This is a genomic window from Flavobacterium cerinum, from assembly GCF_024496085.1.
GTDB lineage: Bacteria > Bacteroidota > Bacteroidia > Flavobacteriales > Flavobacteriaceae > Flavobacterium > Flavobacterium cerinum_A.
Genome location: NZ_CP101751.1, coordinates 2,409,999 through 2,430,656, shown reverse-complemented (window position 1 = coordinate 2,430,656; position 20,658 = coordinate 2,409,999). Strand labels below are relative to the sequence as shown.

Sequence of the window (20,658 nt, the reverse complement as noted above, 5' to 3'; positions counted from 1 at the left end):
TATCTTTGTTTACCTATCAAAATTCCATCAAAATGCAGCTTGTCAATTTCCTAGAACCCAAAATATCAGAAGATTTAAACAAACCAGTTCCAATAGAGAATAAATCTTTCCCCTATACATTGATAGCTGATCCTCGAAGATTTGAAGAATTACTTTATAGTATTTACAAAAGTAAAATCGATAATAGCGAATTAACCAATTTCGATAATATCAGCTTAATGAGCGGCGTTTCAGAACAGGGACGAGATAGCGTCATGTTTAAAAATGGAAAAGCTTGCGCGGTAATCCAATGTAAAAAATATACCACCAATTTGAGCAAGGATGAATTTGGAAAAGAAATCACAAAACTAATCTTATACAGTCTTTTAGATGACAGAATAATTCCTGACCGAAATGACTTTACCTATTACATTGCCGTAGCAAAAGATTTTACAGCAGATTGTCGTGCGCTCATTGATAATTTCAATAGCCAAATACTTGCCGAGCCTAATTTGGAAGAGTGGCTAAAAAGCAATCTACAAATGCCAACCCTCCAGTCTTTAAAAACAGGAGATTATAAAATTGAGTTTCGGGATATCCTTTCAAAAATCAAAGTAAAAAAAATCGTACCACAAGAGTTGGATTTGGAACTTATAGGCAAGCCACAGCTAGCACAGCTTTTTTTTGCAGTTCGATCTGTAACAGACAATACAGGAACGGAAAAAATACTTAACATTCTCAACGGTAATCTCTCAGAAGAGGAAGTCTCAAAGCAACTTTATAATGGTTCAATCAGTTTAATATCCGAAAGAAATACTTTTGAAGGAATTGAAGACTCCCATATTTCGCGAAGTGAAACTGCACAATTAATCAATTGGGTTCAAAGCGAAACAAAAAAAGATGCGAAAGGTATCATGCAAAATGTTTGCCTACTCGCAGCACCTTCTGGATACGGGAAAACCGTAATTCTTAAAGATTTTTTTTCAGAATGTCAGTCGCTCAATCTTCCTGTTTTGGGTTTGAAAACTGACAAGCTTTATTCCTATACCATTACCGATCTTCAGAAAAGCATTGGTCTTACCCTACCTGTCTTTGACTTTATAGAAAGATGTAGGGCACTATATCCCCTAACCATTATTGTGATCGACCAAATTGATGCGCTTTCACAATCGATGTCATCTGACAGACAATTTCTAGAAGTTTTTAAAGGATTTATCAACCGTTTCGAAAACGACCCCAATATCAAAATCATTATTTCAGTCCGCAACCAGGATTTAAATTATGATCCAATATTGAGGCAATTCAGAAATCGTAACACCATTCAAGTTTCCAAATTGTACCAAGAACAAGTATTGGGGCAACTTGATAAAATAGGGATTACAAAAAACCGCGTATCGTCCAAATTATTAGAACTGCTTAGAATACCCAATAATTTAAACATCTTCTCAAGAATAGCATCAAATGAAGACAGCTTAAAAGTAACTACCATAGATGAACTCTATATGGAGCTTTGGAAACAGAAGGTGCAGCAAATTCCTAATCATAGCAAAACCAATAAGACCAAAGTTCGCAAAGCTCTGTATACCATTGCAGACAAGATGTTCAGCAGCCAACGTATTACTATTTCAGAACATCAATTGGAAGATTTTTCAGATGAAATCGACTATTTAGTAAGCGAACAGCTAATAAAAAGAGAGGAAAAACAACTACAATTCTTCCACCAATCTTTTTATGACTTCGTTTTCGCTAAGCAATTTGTCGAAGATGGGAAGGACTTGCTCATCTATATCAAAGAAGCTGAACAATCTATACATATTCGTTCAGCCGTCAAGATGATTATTGCCTATCTGAGAGATTATGATGCTGTACTATATGATAAATATGCCCTCCAGATCATTTCCGATGATGAGATATTTTTTCATATTAAACATATTATATTTCTAAACATATTATTACAACCGAAGCCCACTCAGAAAGAGCAAGAACTGGTAGAATTATGCCTTAAACGTTCCCAAAATTTTAAGGTACTATTTTTTGAGCATGCCAACGGCAGCTATTGGCTGGATTTTGCTATAGGCAATTCCCTACTTGGCTTATTGAATGATGACACCAATACAAATAACATATCAGAATTTGAAATAACAGATCCGAATTTTGAAGAAACAATGTCAAGTCTGAAAGTACATTTTTTGCAAAGACATGTTGTTTCAAACGATATAAAAGCTTGGAGTTATTTTAAACAGATTGAGGATACCAAAATCATACAAAAAATTCTATACTTTATCACGGACTGGGGCAATGACGATCCATTTTTTATGCTGGCCAAATGTCCAGACTTTATAAATTCAGATACTTGGTCATATTATCATGTCCTTGAAAATATTGCAAAATATGACATAGACTTTGTACTAAATATCCTAAAAGAAACACTGCCCCTACATTACAAAAAGGGAAACAATAAACATGACTATGACGAACGGGAAGTTATAAAATTGTTGGCAAAAGATGCTCCCCACAAGTTGCTTCCTATACTATATGAATGCATAGTTCAAAATCTGCATAAAGAAAGTGATTTTTATGATGGCATAATAAGGGATTGGACCTATAGCTATACTGATTTGCGGGATGAGGAGCAATATGATGGTAAGGACTTTTTGTATCAAAAACTGGCATACTGTTTAAAGAGGACGGCTTCGAACTATAAAGACGATTTCTTAAAATTTTTCAACACCCACAAATCATCAAATCATTATGCCATTTTAAGGATAATCTTATTCGCTCTAACCGATAACGAACAAAGATTTACTAATGAAATCATTGAGTTGTTCAATCACTTCCAGCGCTTGGGACTTCTAACCTCTGGTGATGACCTAGAATATGATATGAGATTACTGGTTGGAAAGAGTTTTCAGTTCATGAACACTAAACAACAAAAGATTATTCTGGACACTATTCGAAATTACAACGATCAAAAAGAGCTCAGAACATGGACTAATGACGAAGGTAAAAGAAAACTGCACTTTTTCTGGGGGCTAGCTAAATATTATTGGCTAATGCATATTCCTAGTGATGCTATTCAATCTGATGCAGAGTTAAAAAAATCATTTTTAGAATTACAAAGAAAATTTCCAGGGCGAAAAGATATTCCAAAGAGAAGGAATGTTATAGCAGGTACTGTTCATAGTCCTATTCCTATAAATGCGCAGGCATTTATGAAAAAAAAGCACTGGCTTAAATCTTTTAAAAAATATGATCGTGATGAACGGAGATGGGGAGAAGACTTTTTAAAAGGTGGTAAAACGGAGCTCTCATCTGCATTTCGTTCAGAAGTTGAAAAAAATCCATCTTTAGATAAGCTAGATACAATTACTGCAGTTATTAATGCCGTTGATATTCCAATTGAATTTGCCATTAGTGGTCTATATGGTTGGACACAGTCAAGTGCTGATTTGACCAAAATTCTACCAGCGTTCTTGAAAATTCTAGAAAAAGGCTATCCATCAGATCAGGAAACCTACATAACTTCGATAGCAGGCAGATTTGCCTATTTAGAAAAAACACTGCCAGAAGTAATTGACTATCTTGTAAATAATAGCCTGCAGTACGAAAACACGGACACTTCGTTTATTGACACGGATGATAATCAAACCAGTGTCAACAAACTTATAACAAAAGGAATAAATACACGCCATGGTGCCGCCTCTGGCTATTTAGCCGAAGTCGGGGATCCAACTTTTAAAGATATTGTGTTCAATACCATTAAGAACATATTGGAAATTGGTCCCATAGAATCAAAAGCTTCTATCTACTATCGGTTTTATTACCTAACTAGATTGGACAGAGAAAGAGCACATGAACTGTTTGTTACATCATTGAATAATGAAACAGATATTCATGTTATCGCTTCTTCAATTATTTCTTTGCAATATTTCAGGACTAATGGACTTAAAATTTTGGACAAACCATACAGATTACTGATAGAATCGGGTTTTATGGGAACTGAGGATAGTAATAAACTATTCACAATCTTTTATGGCTCCTACCTTCATAATCAAGACGGAGCTAAGGAATTGCTTGAGGCCTTATTAAATTCAGGTAATTTAAACCGATCCAACGCTATAGATAATATTATGAAATACTATTATACCGTTGATCATTCAAAAAGTAAAAATGACGAGCTACTGGAATTTATAATGTCTAAGGTTGATGAAGAAGAATTTAATGACATCTCATGGTCGTTTTATAATGCTGGACATGTTTCACTGTCAGATATTTATGAGTTTGTCAAAAAATTTATTCAATCAAAATATTTTAAATTAACAGATCAATTTATTGAATACCTGCTCACCCAATGCGGCAAATTTACTTTTCTTGCTATAGAACTATTTGAATCTGCCGTAAACAATAACAAACTAAAAGTGGATGAGCGACATAGTTATGAAATTGATGCGAAGGCTATTAAATTTATAGTTTCTGCTTATGAATCCGTCACAGATAAAGACGAGAAGAGTATAGCAGCTCGAAAAAAACTATTACAGTCATTTGATAGACTACTAACTGACTTAAGATTTAGAAGAAATCAAGAACAAATTTTGAGTGAGTTGATATAGGTTCATTTGTATTTTAAAGATTATATTTAATCCTACATTAAAAATAATAACTATCTTTGAATCAACTAATAGGATAATATCGTTCTTTCAAATCAGATGGCTTCGTGCAGGGGCCTTTGCATAGATAAAACATTCAAATTTCCCGTGGCACATTCGTGGCACATTTCGGAAAAACCTCAAAAAACAGGGCTGAAAGGCATTTAAACCGCATAGGTGTCGGACCCTTCAGCTCCACTAAGCGTGTAACCAACTGTAAACCAACGAGTTACACGCTTATTTTCCAAACCTAAAAACTCCCGAACCCTGTTCCAAAAACCTACTTTAAGCCATCAAAAAGGCACTTTCCCATTTTTCGTACAGCCAAAAACATCCAAAAAACGTCCCAAAATTGTGGCACTGTCTACACCCTGCTTACACCAGAAAGAAATTCATGTTTACACCAGAAATGCAATTGAGAATCCGATCATAAAGTTACCACAAAGGGTCTAGAAACAATCTGACCAACGATAACGTTTCTGTTTCGGGAAATCCAAGTTTCCCAGCACAATATGCATATCAGCCTCAACCTTATCTACTATGTACACAAGACATATTCGGACGGTTCCCATCCTATTCTCTTACAGTATACCATCAATAGGAAAGTAAAGCGGAAAGTACTTGCAAGATGCCACGAAAAGGACTGGGATCCCGATACCGGAAGGCTCAGGACAACAATGCCAAACGCAAATGCCATCAACCAGTACATAGATACTGAATTCCAGAACGCCGAAAGGGACCTCTATGAAATCAGGTCGGGCCAAAAACCAAGATCGGAAATATTCAAATCGAAGCCGTTCATTTCGATCGAGAAAGCACTGGACAGGGAACTCACTAGGATGCAACTTGAACATAAGTCTGGGCAGTACGACAAGATACTTGGGCTGAAACGACAGATAAAGGACATCAACATCGATATCCGGGATATTGACAGGGAATGGATACTGGCACTTATCGATGATTTTAGGGAAAGACGCAATATAGGTTCCACGATACAGAAAAAAGTAAAGCTACTTCGGAGCGTCATCGCCCGCTATTCTGAAAAAGGTGTGACCAATGAACACAGGAATATCCGCATCCCGGTACAGAATTCGATAAAAGTCAAGCTGACACGTCGGGAGATACACCTGATCGAAAACCTTCAGCTTCCAGGGAACGACCTTATCACTGCAGCCAGAGATCTTTTTATCCTCCAGATATATCTTCGCGGAATCCGTGTCGGGGATATTCTTCAGGCCTATTCCAGCGACTTTGAAAATGACCGTTTCTTTTATTACGATGACAAGACAAACAAAAAATTCTCTCTGAAAATCATTGATACCGCTAGACCTATTATTGACAGGTACAAAGGGAAACATCAACGGCTTTTCCCTTTCTTTTCGTGGAAACCAAATGAGAAACTAACAGCATTCGAGAATGAACGACGAAGGCTAAAACACAAGGAAAGTTGTACTACAATTGTAAACAAGCACCTCAAAGTCATAGCAGGCATGACGGGCATCACGAAACCCCTCTCCTCTCATGTGGCAAGGCATACCTTTGCCAGGATGGCTATCGATAAGATCAATAACCCAATGATTACGATGGAGCTTCTTGGGCATACTTCCCTAGCCATACACCAACAATACCTAAAGGATCTTAGACAGGAAGAAATTTTAGATGATGCCGCTGATGATATATTTTCTGGAATTTCATAATTAAGTTTTTTTTTACACTCATAACTTTCAATTATATATTTTATACACTTCTAGTCATCCCATTTTTGCATTTCTTTTATTTTAACTATATCGACAATTTTTGCATAAACCTGAGTTGTCCGTATATTAGTATGCCCCAATAATTTACTTACCACTTCTATTGGAATTCCTAATGAAATTGAGGTAGTAGCAAATGTATGCCTGGCAACATGACAAGTAAGTTTTTTATTTAGTTCCAATTCTATTCCTATTTTTTTTAACACTCTATTTGTTACTTTATTACAATATATTCTAAAGACACAATTGTTATTAAAAGGTGTAATTGGAATAAAATTCTTCGCTTTCATGCTAAGAGGAATATTTACTAAATATCCTGTTTTATGCATTCGGAGGTGTATAGAATTATTAACTATTGAATCCGTTGAGAAGGTTTTTAAATCAGAATACCGAAGTCCAGTATAACAAGCAAATAAAAAATACCCAAGAATATCTTTTTCTATTGACTGGGTGAAATTATCTTTTGAATAATAATCAGCAAGTTTATTTAACTCTTCAATTGAGAGAAAATCTCTTTGACCATCGACTTTTTTTATCGAAGTATATTTAAATGGATTTGTCTTTATATAGCCAAATCGTATAGAAATATTGACAAAAGTTCGAAGGACTCTCAGGCTTTTACTTGCTGTATTTTCATTATTGTTTAAAGTATTTAGCATATATTGTCTGTAATCATTTATAAATTTTTCGTTGATATCTGAAAAGGAGATGTCTTTCTTGAATTTAAGCATCTTGGAAATCTGAGATTTATATCCGAACCAAGTTTCCGTCTTGAATTTTATTTTATTTTCTTCTAAATAACCAAGAATATAATCTGTAAAACTTTGTTCTACTGAATAATGATTTAAGGCAAGTAAACGGTCTTTGAACTGTGCTAATGAAAGAGGATATTCTTCGTTTAAAAAATTATCCACCAACAGTTTGATAGATTTTTTATCTATTGCATCTAGTACCATGTTGTATCTTTCATGGTGTTTATTTTGAAATTTCACCCGTTGATTCCTCAATGACCAGTCACGCAAAGGAATCGTTACTGGCGTAGCAGTTTCTATTTTTTTTCCTTTTAGAAATGCTCTTAAATAAATTGGATATAGCCCCTGTTTGTTCTTTTCTTTTTTTATTACAAAGCGATAGCTTATTTGTATGCTCATAGTTACTGAAGTATTTGTGAAGTGAATTTATTCATAATCTGCAAACTGACAGATTTAAAGCAGTAAAAACCAGCAACTATATTCGGAATTTGGAGAGATGGGAAAACCTATGCCTTTATTATCAAATAAAGGAAAGAGTTTTCAAGGGAGTATTGTTCTTGGAAAAGGCTTTGTTTTATCTAGTGAACAAGCTGAAAAACTAATAAAAAAAGACCCACGAAATAAGGATGTAATTTTCCCATATTTAAACGGTGATGACCTAAACAATGACCCTGAACAAAAACCTTCGAGATGGGTTATTAATTTCTTTGACTGGGATGAAGAAAAAGCGAAAACTTATCCTGACTGTTACGAGATTGTTGAAAAGCTGGTTAAACCCGAAAGACAGCGATGGAAAAAAGACGACGAAGGTAATGAGATTATTGGTACGTATGCTTTAAGAAAACCATTACCTCAAAAGTGGTGGATATACGGTGAGAAAAGACCTGCTCTATATAATACCATATCTGAGTTAGACCAGGTAATGGTTATTCCATTGGTTAGTAAATATTCTTTATTTGAGTTTTCGTATACAAATACTGTTTTTATGCATAAGTTAGGAGTTATTGTTTTAAATGATTTTCGCAATTTTGCAATTCTTTCCAGTTCAATACATAGCATATGGTGTTGGAAATATTCATCAACTTTGGGATCGGGGACATTAAATTATTCAACCACAGATTGCTTTGAAAATTACCCTTTTCCTAAAAATAATATCTTGATAGAAAACATTGGCAAGCAATATTATGAATATAGGAAGAATTTACTACTCATAAGTGGCTTAGGCTTAACCAAAATCAGTAATCTATTCCACACCAAAGGTATTCAAAAAGATATAGATCCAAAAGATAATCATGTTTTACATCTTAAAAAACATCTACAAAAGACTTCATCAACAGATAGTTATAAGTTTGTAATAGAAGGTATTATCGAGCTAAGGAAATTATATGTCCAGATGGATCAGGCTGTAATAGATATATACGAATGGAAAGATATCCAACTCAATCATGGTTTTTATGAATTAGAATATCTTCCTGAAAATGATCGCGTGAGATTTTCAATAGATCCAGCCGCTAGAAAGGAAATTCTAAAGCGATTATTATTGCTAAACCTTCAGCAATATAACGAAGAATCAAAATTCGATACCTCTGATAAAAATGTTGGTAAAAAGAGATCGAAATCGGTTCCCAAAACCTCAAATATTACTTTGTTTCCCGAAGATTAAAATAACTTCGGGAAATTATTTTCTTTTTTTTGATTGATTTTCTTTTTAGACTTGGGCATAATATTAGAACTTTTAGACTTTTCCTCTTTGTAAAGCTGATGATTGAGGAGAAGTAAGCGTTTTAATACCTCCCTACGAGCATCGGGATGAATAGTGAAACGTGTCCTGTCATTTCCTGGCAAATGTTCTAAATCGTAAAAACTGTGTTTTAAATTTAGGTCATTCCATCCATAAGAAGATAATACTAAATTGTCCAAATGAGCCTGTAAACTTCTCATTTCATTAATAATATCATTTATTTCGGAATAATCTATCTCATTACATTTTTGAAGATGCTTTTTTAGCCAAATATTAGTCCCATCATGCAGATCCCTATCATGAAAAAGGTTGTATGTTTTTGTTAAACCAATTTTAAGACGCTCCATTACCTCTTTCCGTTTTGAAAAATATGATTTAGCTAATACTTCTAGATTGCTTTTTTCAAAACCTGTGATTTTTGGTAGTGGAAAAGTTTCGAATACATCCGACGGAGTATAACGAGTATCTGATTTTAAAGCTGATGCATACTTCTGTACCCAAGATTGATGTATGGAATTTTGCAATAAACCAAAATGTAAATAATCATCAAATGTAAGTACAATACACATCATAGAGATAACTTGATTTGTAGGCACAAATGTAAATGCCAAAGTTTTGCTTACTTGGGCAATAACCATTACCTGGTCTAACTCAGATATGGTAGCATAGAGTTCTTTTCTAGGTCTTAAAAACTGCCACCATTTTTCTTTACCTCCTTTATCTTTCTGAATAAGACGTTCTGGTCTGACTAAACGCTCAACTATATCAAAGCAGTCTGGGTAGCTTCGAGCCTTCTCTTCCGACCAATCGAAAAAGTTAATGACCCAACGAGATGGCTCTTGAGTAGGACTGTTATTAAGATCATCTCCATTCAGGTAAGGAAACAATACTTCTTCGTTTCGAGGATCCTTATAAATCAAAGCTAAAGCTTCTTGCTGTGTTAATATAAACCCCTTCCCCAGTACAATACTTCCCTGAAAACTCTTCCCTTTATTCGATAATAAAGGCATAGGTTTTCCCATCACTTCGGAATCATCCAAATAAGGAGTAATTCTATCTACCGATTTATTGTCTAAGATAAACTTATTTTTCCATTCGCCTTTATGGATAGTAATTAAAGAAACCTCAACGGCAGCTTGTCCCGGCCACTTCATCGAACGAATGGCATGATTAATAACTCCCTCATTTGAACATATAACATCTAAGCCTCCTTCACGGGCAGAGCCTTGAGCAATAGTATTTGTGGAGATTAAAGATTGAAATCCTTTTATTTTAATTACATCAAAAATTCTTCTGAAGAAATAAGTAACTAAATCTACTGCTCCAATAGGTCTGTATGTATATTTAAGATATTCAAGGAAATTAGTTCCGTAATTTCCACTTAACTTTTGCCCTCCTAAAAATGGTGGATTACCTAAAATACAATCAAAACCGCCTTGCTGGAAAACTTCAGGAAACTCTAAAAACCAGTGAAAGAATTTTTTGTTTTCTGCAATTGCCATACTTGCACCACGGTCTAAGATCTGAGTGCCAGAATTCAGATAAGTCTTGTATTTGCTATGTGTAGTTAGCTTTTCTTTGTTTTCTGTCGTTTTGGGAATGAAGAACTGTGCTACTTGTAAGTCTGCCAGTTGTTTGAGTCTGAACCATTTTTTGCCGTTGGTTAAATCGTAATAAACTTTAGCTTTCTTTTCAATTTGCTCAGAAGTTTTCTCTGGCATTTGATTAAACTGATCTATTGATTTTTGTACATCTACAAGATCTCCATCTACTGCATTCAGATCAAAAAGTTCACTCATTTGCAATTTACGCTCCCCATCATTACGTTTCTTAAAGGCAGAAGCTATTGCTTTTTCATCGCCAGACAACAACTTAAAAGCTTCACTGGCAATACCATTTTGTAGTTCTTCATAATTTGCTAATCCTACAATGGCATTACCGTTTTTAATATGGTGATCTAAAAAATTTAAAGGTTCACCTGGATCATGCGCTTCCAACCACAAAGCTACTTTACATAGTTCTACAGCTAAGGGATTTAAATCGACTCCGTAAATGCAGTTTTTAATTACATCACGAATTGCTATACGTAAAACAGATGGTGTAGGCTGATCTTCATTACTTCTTATTCTTGCTAGTTCAAATCCAATTCTTCGGGCAGCGGAAAGTAAAATATGCCCACTTCCACAAGCCACATCACATACTGTAATACTCAACAATGCTTTTTCGGGATCGGTTTCTTTTAATTTGTCAGTAATCACATGATCCAAAGAATGGATAATCAATGGCTTTACCAACTCTTCTGGCGTATAGTGTGAACCTGATGAAGACCGGTCATCTCCCTGTTTAAATCTAAATTCGGCATTTTCTACTACAGGCTCAAATTCTAATAATCCTTCATACACCGAACCAAATTCTTCTACATCTAAATCGGCATAATTGACCCGAATGGTTTGTTTATTTTCATTTTCAAATGTGACTAAAGACTTAAATACATTCAATACATCTTTATTATTCAATGCCGTGGATTCGATGCTTTCAATAGCATTTCTATTAAAAATACCGGAGCTTAATGCATCAATTCCTAATTCTTTACCATAATGTCTATCTTCAAATAGTCTGAATGTTGTCATTAACGATTGCCAAAGATCTGTTTTCTTCGGATCGATATAAACGGCTTTATTTACCAGGAAAGTAAGACGTTGAATGCTATAATACTGATAGTAGATATCTTTGAGTTTCTTTTCCTCGTCGGTCAAATTATCTCTGTATATCAGATTACGCTCTTCGATGACTAATAGAAACAATATGCGATATACAGATCTTAGGATATGTAGGTAGTAATCTTTTGCGGAGAGTGTTCCTTCTTCAAAAGCAGTTCTTAATTCCGTATTTTCCTGTTGAGAAAGTAACCCATTTGCTAACGTTAGGATTGAATGCTCAACAGCCAAACTTAATCGCTCACGAATACGTGATCCCGAAGCTAGAGCCTCGTTATGGTAATATTCAAGAACAGCATCTTTTCCATCTTCCTTTTTATCATTGATACGTGAAGCGTGTAACAAACGGTAGAAAATAGCAAATTCAGCATAGTGTCCTTCTTCCATCATTTGCTCCAGATTGAACTCCAGATAGCTTAGTCTTGAAAGTCGTGTAGCATCACGCAATACACGAAAATGATTGCCATTGGTTACAAAGCCATAAATGTATTCTGTAGAATTAATATATTCCTGCATCAACGAATGAGGGGACAGTCTGGGTCCGCTCTCTGCCTTTTTATCCATTGATTGCTCACTTCCCACAATGTGTATGGGAAAACCATCTTTATTGGAAGCCCTATGAGAGATTGCGTAAGATTTTCCGTTAACAATTTCAGCATTGGAAATAGCAACCTGATAGCCCAAAAGATTGAGAAGCGGGACAATCCAATATTTACGGGTTTCAGAAATTCCTTTATCAATTTCAGAAAAAGAGTTTCGCTTCTGTTTAAAGATTTGCCAATGTGTATTGAGCAGACTCCAGGCATTACTTATCTCATCGCGAACTTGTTCACTGGGCTTTAAGCCAAAGTCTTGCGGTTTTTGAAAACTAATATCATCCTGACGAATTTTTTCAAGAATTTCACTGGTAAAAATGTTTCCCTGTATATTAATTGTTGTTAATTTCATAGCTTAGAAAAGGTCTTTAGGTTTTGGCAATAAGATATAAACCCCCATTACATCTGGTGGAAGCACTGGAGTTGACTTTTCATAACTACGCCCCCCAATTAACGTTTTAAATCGTCCGTGAGCCTCAACCAATTTATCGGCACGCTCTGTGGCAATTTCTATAAAAGCATCTTTTTTATTTTCAAAAGATTTTAGTTCTATTCTCAAAAGTTGTTGCTGTTGCTCAAAGGACATATTGCTCAAAGGAATAGCTTCATTTAAGAGGTTCTGTGCTTGTCCAAAATCAATAGGTTGTAAACCAATTGTATTTTCCGTATATCCCCACAGATACATTTCTTCTGCCACGGATTCATTTCGGGAACGTACTTCTTTTACTACATTTCTAACCCTGAACATTACCAAAGTCGTCTTATTTTGAACACTTTTTGTTTGTATCACACTAGTTCTTGCCAAACCATAAGAATTACCTTTTTCCTCAAACGCATTACTTACTATGTAGTGACAAAGTTGCTCCACAAAGCGATGATTTCTTCCAATATATTGATAGCCTTTAGGGGTAGGTGAAATGAAAGCAATTTTAGTTTCTGTTTTTCCTTTTAGTTGTTCTGTTTTTGAAAGCAACGCAACTTGTAAATGTTTAGGAAGATTCGTTGTCTGAATTTTATACCCTTCAAAATCAGGTATGACTGAGGCTCCTAATGATTGTAAAGCAAATACAGTAAAACTTTCCACAACTTTTGGATCACCAATAGCTTCATCTACTTCTTGCAGATCTTTTTTAATTGTTTCCGCATCAACGGATTCCTGAGCAAAAATAGAGCGCAAGTTTTCTCCTTTTTTACGAGCCATTTCCAACTCGTTATCAATTCTTATTTTGTCTTCGGCAAAAAGTGTCAGTTGTTCGGTTTCTGATGCAGTTTTCAAAATCTTTTGCGTAAGTTCTGCCATCAACGATTTATTATTTTCACCTATAGGAATCGTAACTCCGATACTTTTTTGAATTTCACGTACCTTACGAATCAGTACCTCCAGAATAAACTTATCCATAGGGTTATTTTCTCCATAAAGCATATATGTTTTAATATCCTTTGAAGCTTGCCCGAAACGATCAACTCTACCTTCTCGTTGTTCTATTCTGTTTGGATTCCAAGGAAGATCATAATGCAACACTGCATTAAAGTGATCCTGTAAATTGATTCCTTCACTTAAACAATCTGTAGCTACAAGAACTCTTTTTTCCTGTTCTCCCATTCTTTCAATTTCTTCTTTACGCTGCTCGTCCGCTAGTTCAGAAGTAATAGCTTGTACCAATATGTTTTTAGGAAGCGCTTCTTTTAACTTTTCTTCCACATATTTTGCTGTAGCGATGTAGTGACAGAAAATGATCGGCTGAAAGCCTTCTTTTATCCATTTTCGAATCAGATCAATGGTATGTTTTATCTTAAGATCCGTTTCTTCATGTTCATTTAGAAACTCTGCTCGTTTTAATAATTTGGTAAGTCCCTCCAATTCTGCTGTTTTATAATCAACAGCATTCAACAGATCAGATCTTGAAAAATCTACTCCAAAATCATTTTCTTCAAACAATGTATCTTCCACAGCATCTGTAGCAATTTCGGTCATTTCTTCTTCCACAGTCAATTTTGCCTGACGTTTTTCCAACATTTCTTTAGCCATAGCAGGACTTGACATAGCACCTTTAATTAAGGCAATTGCTGCCCAGGAACGCAAAAGTCTTGTGTTTTCATTATCTGTCTCAACATCAGAAATTCCTCGTGCAAATGCCACTAATTCATTGTAAAAGGCTTTAGTTTCTTCTGACAATATAAAACCTACTTCCTTAGAATCTCTTTCTGGAAACAACGTGTCTTCATTTAACCATCTACGGATATTTTCACGCTTACGTTGGATAAAATACTGTGCAATTTTTCGTCTGTCAGCCTGTTCCAATTTCTCAAAATCCAATCGTTCGAAAGCTGGATTTAATAAGCCTAAAAGAGAAAGAAACTCTTCATCTTTACCACTATGCGGTGTTGCGGTAAGCAATATCAAATGTCGATTTTTATTTAAAGTAATATCGTGAATGAGGTTATATCGTTGTTGTTGATTTTTTGAAGATGCTCCTTTAGGTAAAGTACAGGTATGTGCTTCATCCACCACAACTAGTTCAGGGCAATCATTCAGAAAAATACCTCTACGTTTATCTGTTTTTATATAATCAACCGAAATTACTTGATATGGGATATGATAAAAAACAGAGCGATCATCAGGTACCAAACGATCCAAACGGGATGCTGTACTGGAACGGATAATCTCCGCATCAATATCTAATTTGTCTTTTAATTCCTGCTGCCATTGTTCGCACAAATGAGGTGGACAAATCACTGCAAATCTTTTGATCTCGCCTCTTTCAATCAGCTCTTTGATAATGAGTAAAGCTTCTATGGTTTTTCCAATACCAACATCGTCAGCGATCAACAGTCTCGTAATATCCTGCTTTAGTGCCATTACTAATGGAACAACCTGATACGATCTGGGTCTGAAGGATAGCTTACCCATACTTCTAAATGGACCTGCGGCATTTCTTAAAGAAAGGCGGGAAGCATTATACAGAAGTTTCGCAGTTTCAAAGTTTCCGATCTGATTTGGTGTCGGTTCTTTAAATGTAGCTTTTTCTACAGCTTCGATATCTTTGGCTAAAGGCATAAAAATACCAGTAGTTTCCTCATCGGAACCACCAAGTGGTTTTACCAAAATAACCTGATCTTCATTAGATGGGAGTACCATCCAATCTCGATTTCTATATCGGACTAAGTTTCCTGGAGTATATTTATTGTTCATTATTTATCCCTATTTCATTATTGATTTTCGCTGGCAGGTTATCTTATTTTTCTAAAAATGTCTTTTCTTCTTGTCGTTAATTCATCCAAAGACTCCATATAATGCCAACGTATTACATCATAAGCTCCTTCTTTTAATATCTGATCAATCATTTGATCACGTTTTTTAACTTCTTTCAAGTCGTGTACAAAGCCATCACAGAATATTAATGTAAATCCAGAGCTGGTTTTATAAATAAAGTCAGCATTAATATAATAGCTCTCCATATTAAATTGAGCTTTATCAGGAAGTGCATATCCATTTTCATACAGGTGTTTTATCAGCTTCAATTCTGTACCACTGTTTTTATCATACGCATTTAGCAAATAACGATATTGTTCTTCCCGATCATTTTCATTCCCTTGAATAATTTCAATATCACAGTCCATCAAATATTCTAAAACTTCTTTAATTATGTATCGATTTAGTTGTTTGTGATAAATCTGGTTATAATAACTTAGCAAGTCTTGATAAGTAGCGTGAGGCAATTCTTTACCTTGTTCCGTTTCTTCTCTGGTTTCTGAGTCAAAATGAAGAATCTCATAACTCATTTTAAACCATTCCTTCATTTTAACAGGATCAGAAATTAATTGTGAAAGAATACCAAGAGAGCCTTCTGATGCTTCGTGGATAAGAATATTAGGTTTTTCTTTATCTCCCATTACACTAACAGCCATTTCACTTTCTTCTACAAGAAATAATTTTTCTATCCCTCTTTTTAAAGCATAGCTAAGAGACACAACCTGATCAGGTATTGTTCCAATATTACCGAGGGGCTGAATATATAGAACATCAGCAGTATCTTTGGTAAAAAGCATTATTTCTTTGGTATTATCAATTAGCTCTTGATTGTTGTTTAGATTTCTCTCTTGTATCCAAACACCATTTCTTTGATCAATTTTGAAACCAGTTTGTTGTGATCTTCTTGCTTTTTTATTAAGCTTAATAAGGCTTGCTGTTTTACTAAAATATAATTGTAATAGCTTTTCACCACCTTTTTTTAAAACAACTGATTCTGTATTTTCGATTCCATGAGGGAAATTAAAATACGATGCAACTTCATAACCGGAACGACTTCTTTCTTCTTCAATACAAGAGATTTTCTGTAAAGGAATACCTTCGCATTCTGATAACTCTATGACTTTTGTATATAACTCCAGAGCATCTCCTACAAGTGACTTTTTATTAATAGGATCAATATTAGCCAAATCAATTTCTTCATTCATAAAAGCGTAACCAGTCTTACTGGAAACCTTTATTTTTTGTAAGTTATGCTCTATATCTGAAACCATCATTCGATTAAGCCTAAATTTATTACCAGAATGATAAACCGTGTTTAATGGGCCAAATTCGGATAAAGCCAAAGCGCGAGGTCTTGAAATAACTTCTACATCATCTTGATAACTTTTGCCTAGTACAGCCCTAACTGGAAGACGGGTGAAATTGTAACCAGGTAAAAAACCTTCTGCAGCCAAATAACGAAATACATAAAACTCAGAATTGCTTGAACTCTGCTGCTCTTCATTTTTTAGTAAAGCTATTTGTTTTCTGGCAAATCTTTCTTGTTTGGCTGCTTCTTTTCGCTCTGTGCTATCTGATTTATAAGTATGATTGTCCAAAATTGCTTGCGCTTTATTTCTGAGCATACAAGCATTTTGAAACATTTTGATCCAGCGTTTGAATGAAAAGTCAAAATGGGCTGGGAATTTCTCAATTTTGTCCAAAATCCATAATTGTGTAAACCAAACGGTTTTATCAAGCTCCGGCAGTAAAGAATATGCTATCTTTTCAAATTCCAGCAATAATTCTTTTTTCATAATAGAAACAAGATGTTCTATTCTTTCCAATATATCATGCTTTAAGAATACATTTCTTTCATCAGATAAATCTAATACGTCCGCTGCTGAAGTTTTTAGTTCTTTAATCTCAAGCTTCATCAGAAGAAAAGCATTGAGATGTGAGACGATTAATTCCTCATTAATCAAATCAATCCTAGGCGGTTGTACAATGCCAGCGACCATTTCTGAGGAATTATTAAAATAATTGACATCGTGAGGAGACATCGTGGAACAGTACGTAAAAACCAATGCAGTCTGCCCTCCTCTTCCCGCACGTCCACTTCTTTGAGCATAGTTTGCAGCGTTTGGAGGTACATTTCGCATATGTACAATGTTTAAATTGGCAATGTCAATTCCTAATTCCATAGTAGGAGAACAGTATAAAGTGGATATTTCTCCTTTTCTAAAAGCATCCTCACGATTAATTCTTTCCTGTGCACCAATTTGACCAGTGTGTTCTTTAGCAATCAACTCTTTTTTGAATTGACTAAAGTCAAATTGATACAATTTTTTAAAATATGGATTTGGTTGAATTTCTAGTAATTCGTTTTGATAATTAAGCCTTGTTTTATCAATTTCTACGATACCATCCTCGTTGTGTATCCAAGTAATATTATCGACAATCAATTTATAAAGATTTTGATTTGGCAAACGTTTATCATTTGTCTTTCTTATAAAATTTGTTTCGCATAATACTTTCAGAATGTCATTGATCCACAACTCATATTCGTCTTTCTTTAATTTTGCTAGACCGGATTCGATTCGTTCACGATTCAAATATTTACCTAAACTTGAACGAACACCAATAGATGCATCGAAAATTCCTTTTACTTTAGGTTTGATAGAACCTACAACCATTACTCGAGGCTTATCTAATTTTTCTTCTATACCCAGTGACCACGGCTTATCTACATCTAATAAATCCTTTATCAATGTTTCAATATTAGCGACATTATCAAAAAAACGATGATCTAGAGCAAAGTTTGTTCTAAAATAGTCAAGTATATTTTTTAAAATCTCATACCTTTTTGCAGCTGTTAATTCTTCAAGAAATTCTATGCCTTTAAATTTCGCCTGAACATTAGCTAATTTTTCAAGTTTTTTATATTCAATTTTAATCAATCCCACTTGTTCTAGATTGGGTAAAATATAACGCCATCCTCTTTTAAGGTCTTGAAATGCGCGGTATAACAAAAGGTATTTAATAGCATCTTTATTTCTGTCATTACCAAAATCTTCATCTTCTGAAGGGTTTCTAGCATAATCTACTTCTCTTAAATTCAATGCCTTTAATAACTCTTCTGCCAATTCATGTACTTCTATTGACCCGCCTTTATGCTTTATTGATTTAAGGAGACCGGCTCTAAAACGAATCGTATTATAAAAATCATTAAAATGGCCAGCCTGTAATGATGCATCTTGTCTGTTGTCTGTAAAACTTAATAATTTCTGATCCGCTAATTTTTCATCTGATAAACTTCTTATTACGGACATGGAAAGAATTGAAGTAGCTGTGCTACGTCCCTCAGAACCTAGTCTGGCTAGTTTTGTAGAGTCTTTTAAACGACTATCTTCATAAACGATTGAGCATGTAGGATCTAATATTAATGGACTAGGAATAAAATATCCTTTAATCGGAAATTTAGCTTCAAAAGAAAACTGTCCTTCACTATTAAAATATAACGTATGAGGCATTAACATTTGATAGTATGGCAGTAAAGCTGTTTCTGCCTTATTCCACCATTCACGAGGAACTAAATCTTTAAAGTCTTCTTTCCAAAATTCTTCACCTTCATCCAATATAATGTACCCATATCTGAAATCTCTTATATCCGGACTCTTTTGATCAACATCGTCTTTCTTTTTATTTTTAAAGTCTTTAATAGAAATGATAGGTAAAATTTCTGCTTTATCAATGTCTAACTCAACAGTTAAAAACTCGTAACCAGAATATCTGGAAAATAATAATGGATATAGCTTTCTCTCTTTATTTCCAATCTTAACGTACGGCTCATCGGATGAAGTTATATAGCGTATATTTCTTGGTTCTAGTGTTACCGATATAGATCCTGTCTGAGAAATAAATTGATGAAAACGGAAAGGAAGAAATGATTTACGAGTTCCCTTTTGTCTATTATCTTCATTGATCCGCTCCGCCCATTTTAATAGGTCAATAACTATGTTTCGAATCTCATCTCGTGACAACGAAGTAACTGTTTCAGCAATTTGATTAGTGATTTGATCAATACGTAGTGGTTTCCCTCTTTCTATTATATCTTGGTTGTACTGAAGTGCAATATTCATTTCCAACCAATTAGCTAAATCATTATTTATGAATTCTTCTTCTGAATTTTCCACACTGATTCCTTTTCTCACAGCATCGGCTAGCTGAGAAGGATTTACTTTTTTAGCAAGTGTACATGGCTCAAGGTATTCATTAATAACGCACTCATATGAAATTTCTTTACCAAATATTTGTGTGGCAACTTCTGCTACTTTTTTCTTTTTTTCTTCAGGAGACCCGTGGGAAGCCATTGTGGCAGATGTGCCAATGAAAATTAAATTATTCATTACAAGAGCCTGAATTCTCCTATTTAGAAGGCTAACATCAGCACCTTGTCTGCCTCTATATGTATGAAGCTCATCATAGACTAGATATTTAAGATGTTTAGTCATTGAATCCCTTAACCAGTTTTCAGACTGCCTAGTCATTATTAATTCCAACATCATATAATTGGTCAAAAGAATATCGGGTTCATTATTTTTTACCCGATCTCTATCAACACTCGATTCCTGTCCCGTATATTTTGCAAATGTTATGGGAAATCTTTCGGTAGTACGGTCTTCCAGATGATCAATAATTTCGTCCAGAGTTTTATTAGATCTATCAATATCCGAAAGGCTTGCATATTTTTCTAAATAATTGATCTTATATTTCTTGATTTCCTCTTCTTGCGAATTTATTAATGCATTCATTGGATAAACCAATATAGCTTTTACGCCTTTTTCTTTTCCATTACCCCTTTTGAAAAGATCATTGAAAATAGTAGCGAGGAATGTTAGAGATTTACCTGAACCGGTACCGGAAGTTACTACGAACCCCTGATCTTGAACACCTATTTGGATTGCTTCGGACTGATGCCTGTATAACCTATAAGAACCCAGCGCTTTTGACAAATTTGGATGTATTGTATTTTCCTGAATTAGTTCATCGAAAGACTGACCTCTTTCAAAAGAGGGGTTAAATTGTATAAGCGGTTCAGGGAGAATATTTTCAACTAAAGTAGAATTATTGACAAAATTCAATATTCTTCCATCATTAATATTAATGAAAGATTGTAAATATGATTTGTAATCAGATATTACATTTTCGTGAGTTTTAAAGGCATCCATTCTTAATAGC

The 20,658-nt window shown here is 34.6% G+C and carries 7 protein-coding genes; 3 read left to right on the top strand and 4 right to left on the bottom strand.

Features of this window, described 5'->3' with window-relative positions; all coding sequences use genetic code 11:
- Positions 1-32 precede the first annotated feature (32 nt).
- The gene (locus NOX80_RS10850; protein ID WP_256549801.1) at positions 33-4,589 is read left to right on the top strand and encodes an NACHT domain-containing protein; all 4,557 of its coding nucleotides are present in this window, start codon (positions 33-35) and stop codon (positions 4,587-4,589) included.
- A 548-nt stretch (positions 4,590-5,137) separates the two neighbouring features.
- Positions 5,138-6,322: a tyrosine-type recombinase/integrase gene (locus tag NOX80_RS10845; RefSeq protein WP_256549800.1), complete on the top strand. Its 1,185-nt coding sequence runs from the start codon at positions 5,138-5,140 to the stop codon at positions 6,320-6,322.
- Positions 6,323-6,372: 50 nt separating this feature from the next.
- Here NOX80_RS10845 and NOX80_RS10840 read toward each other — a convergent pair whose 3' ends face one another.
- On the bottom strand, positions 6,373-7,530 hold the full coding sequence (locus NOX80_RS10840; RefSeq protein WP_256549799.1) for a site-specific integrase: 1,158 nt from the start codon (positions 7,528-7,530) through the stop codon (positions 6,373-6,375).
- A 97-nt stretch (positions 7,531-7,627) separates the two neighbouring features.
- Between NOX80_RS10840 and NOX80_RS10835 the strand changes: the two genes are divergently transcribed.
- Positions 7,628-8,794, top strand: coding sequence for a type IIL restriction-modification enzyme MmeI (locus tag NOX80_RS10835; protein WP_256549798.1), 1,167 nt, complete (start codon positions 7,628-7,630; stop codon positions 8,792-8,794).
- Here the strand turns inward: NOX80_RS10835 and NOX80_RS10830 are convergent.
- Genes NOX80_RS10830 through NOX80_RS10820 form a run of 3 tightly spaced genes read right to left on the bottom strand, consistent with a single transcriptional unit; the run spans position 8,791 to position 20,648 of the window.
- Entirely contained in the window at positions 8,791-12,537 is a 3,747-nt protein-coding gene (locus NOX80_RS10830) for an Eco57I restriction-modification methylase domain-containing protein (protein ID WP_256549797.1), read from the bottom strand. The genes NOX80_RS10835 and NOX80_RS10830 overlap by 4 nt on opposite strands.
- Positions 12,538-12,540: 3 nt before the next feature.
- Positions 12,541-15,378 (bottom strand): helicase-related protein, encoded by a 2,838-nt coding sequence (locus NOX80_RS10825; RefSeq protein ID WP_256549796.1) that lies wholly within the window; start codon positions 15,376-15,378, stop codon positions 12,541-12,543.
- A 38-nt stretch (positions 15,379-15,416) separates the two neighbouring features.
- The gene (locus NOX80_RS10820; RefSeq protein WP_256549795.1) at positions 15,417-20,648 is read right to left on the bottom strand and encodes a DEAD/DEAH box helicase; all 5,232 of its coding nucleotides are present in this window, start codon (positions 20,646-20,648) and stop codon (positions 15,417-15,419) included.
- Positions 20,649-20,658: the final 10 nt, after the last annotated feature.

Excerpts from the sequence above, each read along its gene's own strand:
- NOX80_RS10850 (WP_256549801.1), top strand. The coding sequence starts at position 33 with ATGCAGCTTGTCAATTTCCTAGAACCCAAAATATCAGAAGATTTAAAC.
- NOX80_RS10845 (WP_256549800.1), top strand. The coding sequence starts at position 5,138 with ATGCATATCAGCCTCAACCTTATCTACTATGTACACAAGACATATTCG.
- NOX80_RS10840 (WP_256549799.1), bottom strand. The coding sequence starts at position 7,530 with ATGAGCATACAAATAAGCTATCGCTTTGTAATAAAAAAAGAAAAGAAC.
- NOX80_RS10835 (WP_256549798.1), top strand. The coding sequence starts at position 7,628 with ATGGGAAAACCTATGCCTTTATTATCAAATAAAGGAAAGAGTTTTCAA.
- NOX80_RS10830 (WP_256549797.1), bottom strand. The coding sequence starts at position 12,537 with ATGAAATTAACAACAATTAATATACAGGGAAACATTTTTACCAGTGAA.
- NOX80_RS10825 (WP_256549796.1), bottom strand. The coding sequence starts at position 15,378 with ATGAACAATAAATATACTCCAGGAAACTTAGTCCGATATAGAAATCGA.
- NOX80_RS10820 (WP_256549795.1), bottom strand. The coding sequence starts at position 20,648 with ATGGATGCCTTTAAAACTCACGAAAATGTAATATCTGATTACAAATCA.